Genomic DNA, 3560 nt, shown 5'->3' with positions numbered 1-3560 from the left:
ATATGCTGCGGTTTTACCGACATTCACGGCATCAGCCTGTGGGGAAAGAAAGCGGATTGACGAGTTACATTGAACGATTAAATAATACTCTTAGGCAGCGAATTTCGCGATTAGTCAGGAAGAGATTATCGTTTTTTAAGAAGTTGGAGAATCATGGCTGGTGCTATTTGGAATTTTATTCATGACTACAATCACCAAATCCGATTAGCAATGCTGAAGACTCAACCGCCTCTATTTTCTCCATCCTTTACATAAAATCACTACCAAGTTTGGTTCAAAATTTATAATTAGGTTTGTAGTGGAGACGAGGAGCCTTTTATCGCCCGCGCCGCGCCGACAACAAACAAGGTTATAATTAGCGATAAACCGGACTTGATCTGAGTCATAAACTCGGTTTATTAGTACAGATATAGTTATCAAACCAATAATTTTGGGTGATGCCGGGTTTTTCTAGGTAAGTCCTATTAAAACAAAAATATCCGATCGAATTTATTAAAATTCCAACCCCCCGACAAAACCCTCAATCCCTTGCAGCCGACGCTTGTGTATCAAAAAAATTATCCGCAAAATAGTATGCACTCCGGCTCCTAAGAGGTGTCCCCCCCTTATGGTACATAACACTGAGGTCGGCAAGCCTGTTATATTGGCAATATGTAGGCAAGTTTCGGGACTACAGGTACTTGCACGTAAAGGAGTCAGAGTGTCTGCTTCCAGACGATACTTCGGCGAACAACTACCAAACCACAAGTGATTCAAGTTATGAACAGCGAAAAAGTCAGTGTAATAATTCCTGCATTCAATGCTGCCGACACTCTGACCCAGACAGTTGCCTCCGTACTCAAGGGTACCCACAAGAATCTAGAAATTTTTATTGTTGATGACTTCTCTACTGACGCTACTGACAAAGTTGCCGCTAAACTGGCAGAACAAGATTCGAGAATTCAATACTTCCGGAATCCCCAAAATTACGGGGTTTCTAAGTCTAGAAATTTAATGATGTATCGCGCCACAGGCGAATATGTAGCATTTCTCGACAGCGACGATACCTGGGAACCCAACAAGCTAGAAGTTTGTTTGAAGATGCTCGCAGACAATCCCGAAGTCAAAGCTGTGGCTCACGCTTTGCGGTATTTAGACAAGCGCGGCAACAAGTTGAGTTACATTCCCACCTATCCTACAACTAAAGCAGAAATGCAGGCGATTAAGGAGACAGGCGAAAGCCCTTGGGTTTTCCCGTCTTCTGTTGTACTCTATCGCTCCATTCTTCTCAAAGAAGGCGGCTTTGCAGAAGATTGGCAGGTAGGAGAAGATACAGAGTTATTTACCAAAATTGCTCAAAAGTATGGCTTGCTAGCGACGACAGAACCTTTGGGAAATTATAGAATTAGAGGGAACTCTCTCACAGATAAGCACTGGCTGAAAAAGCGCATAGCTTCTGATTGTGTCAAAGAGAACCAACTGCGGCGCTTGCGGGGAGAAAAAGAGTTATCGCTCAACGAATACGAACAGGTATGCTTTAAGAATTTGCCACTTTTGAAAAGGCTTAACAAATTCCGAGAAGTTTTGGCACTCCACTACATGAGAAAGCTGGGACAAAGTTGGTTAAATCGGGAGGTTTTGCCGACTCTTGTTTACGGCATCGCTAGCACAGCGATCGATCCTCAAGCTACTTTGAACAAGTGGAAATGGATGAAGGCTCACGATAAGTTGAGTCATCAAACGGCAGAAGGCATGAGTCATTCGGCAGAATTAAACCGCCAGCAATCATCTAAAATCGGGGAGCTTTCCTAAAGAAACTCATATTTGTATGCAGGTTTTAGTCAAGAAATTAGGTGATACCAATAAATCCGAATCGAAGCCGATCGCGCAGGGGCTGGTTAATACGCGCTCTTGGGGTTTTCAGGCGTCTTTGACTGTTAATATCCTGTCGGAGCAATTACCCGCAATACCAACGACAATGGCTTGCCGCCGTGCGATGGGAGAGAATATAAAAATTTTTGAAAGTCGCGATCGGATGTCAGCCTTGATTTATTCGGTCGCAAGCTTCAACCCTGTACATGGCGTAAATAGCAGCGATCGCCCGCCGTGCTATTTGCTCCCAAAACAGTTACACTAAATAATGTATAAGTAAAAAGCAAAGTTTTTTGAATAAAAAATGGGTAGCAAACCCTTTTTTGAGGCAGAAAATAAAAGCTAATATTTAGAAAAAATTCTGCCTTTTACCTTCAGAGGACGATCGCCTTTTTACTGTGAATTAGATTGAATTTATGGACTGGCAAGAAATTTCTGGCAACTGGGTATTAATTCCGTCTAAACCGATCGCGATCGTACATTTTCTCGGCGGTGCATTTGTGGCGACAGCACCACAGTTGACCTATCGCTGGCTGTTAGAGGCTTTGGGGAACCAAGGATATCTTGTAGTAGCAACGCCGTTTGTCAATACTTTGGATCATATTGCGATCGCCCGCGATGTCCTCAACAAATTTGAAAATGCCCTCGATCGCCTGCGGGCCACTAAATTGCTCAAATCTTCCTATCTCCCCATTTACGGTATGGGACACAGCATGGGATGCAAACTGCACTTGCTGATCGGTTCTGTGTTTGACATAGAAAGGGCAGGCAATATTCTGATCTCTTTCAACAATTATGCGGCATCCGAAGCAATCCCGATCGTCGAGCAAATTTCCCCCGTCTTTAACGTTGAGTTTACCCCGTCCCCGCAAGAGACTAATCGCCTCGTCCAAGATAGCTATCAAATTCGGCGCAATCTTTTAGTCAAATTTAACGGCGACAACATCGACCAAACCCTGCTGTTGACCAAACTGCTAAAAGCACGATTTCCCGACATGATTACAGTTCAGACTCTGACTGGCAACCATCAAACGCCATTGGGTCAAGATGTTAGCTGGCCTGTGGGTCAAATTTTTACACCCTTCGACGCGATCGGGCAATGGGTCAAACAAGAAGTGTATCGAGAATTAAATCAATTAAAACGGACAATTTTGCTGTGGCTTAATCCTGTGTCAAAGGATTTTTAATCTTAAAGTTCAGATTTTAGCTTAGTGATCTTAAATTTAGGAATTACCCATAAACTCTATCTGTAGTGCTTTGGTTTCCCCTTGCTCCTACCAAGAGTGTTGAAAAGCTGTTTGCGTAAGCCCTCAAACTGCCAAAGGGATATCTAAGCTATGTACTCATAGCGGCGATTTTTCCGACTTTTCCGACTTTTCCGACTTTAAAGAGCCGACTTTTCCGACTGACCTTGAGCCTGAGTGGTGAGTCAAAATGGCGATAGGTGCATCCGAGGATAGGTAAATTACCGCCTAAGGCGTTGCTGAATTGAGGTATGATTTGTGCGGTCAAGGGATGTTTTGGCTACCCGATTTGCCTCGTTTGAGGGCGATTGAAATCATAGGATGGAAAGGGAACCGGAACATCCCAAAACTTAAGATAATGAATTACTAGCCTCGTAAGGATTCAGGTCAAAAAAGACTTAAGTGTCAAAAGCTGGTAAAATAAACTAATGAAAAAGCCCGCAGCCACCAGACAGAAGGAAAAAA

At 43.4% G+C, this 3560-nt stretch carries 3 protein-coding genes and 1 pseudogene; all 4 read left to right on the top strand.

From position 1 onward, the window contains the following. Positions 1–255, top strand: a pseudogene (locus tag E5S67_RS31455) (IS1 family transposase); the annotation flags it as partial. 504 nt (positions 256–759) lie between these two features. Beyond that, complete coding sequence (locus tag E5S67_RS31450) at positions 760–1791, top strand: glycosyltransferase family 2 protein (protein WP_216670840.1); 1032 nt, start codon at positions 760–762, stop codon at positions 1789–1791. 16 nt (positions 1792–1807) lie between these two features. Next, on the top strand, positions 1808–2116 hold the full coding sequence (locus E5S67_RS31445; RefSeq protein WP_172193328.1) for a hypothetical protein: 309 nt from the start codon (positions 1808–1810) through the stop codon (positions 2114–2116). 151 nt (positions 2117–2267) lie between these two features. Next, complete coding sequence (locus E5S67_RS31440) at positions 2268–3038, top strand: DUF1350 family protein (RefSeq protein WP_172193326.1); 771 nt, start codon at positions 2268–2270, stop codon at positions 3036–3038. Positions 3039–3560 lie beyond the last annotated feature (522 nt).

It is taken from the genome of Microcoleus asticus IPMA8 (assembly GCF_013179805.1).
Taxonomy (GTDB): domain Bacteria; phylum Cyanobacteriota; class Cyanobacteriia; order Cyanobacteriales; family Microcoleaceae; genus Microcoleus; species Microcoleus asticus.
This window is presented reverse-complemented; position numbering and strand designations above follow the sequence as displayed.

What these genes read in the sequence shown, in the direction of transcription:
- E5S67_RS31445 (WP_172193328.1), top strand. Translation starts at nt 1,808, where the DNA reads ATGCAGGTTTTAGTCAAGAAATTAGGTGATACCAATAAATCCGAATCG.
- E5S67_RS31450 (WP_216670840.1), top strand. Translation starts at nt 760, where the DNA reads ATGAACAGCGAAAAAGTCAGTGTAATAATTCCTGCATTCAATGCTGCC.
- E5S67_RS31440 (WP_172193326.1), top strand. Translation starts at nt 2,268, where the DNA reads ATGGACTGGCAAGAAATTTCTGGCAACTGGGTATTAATTCCGTCTAAA.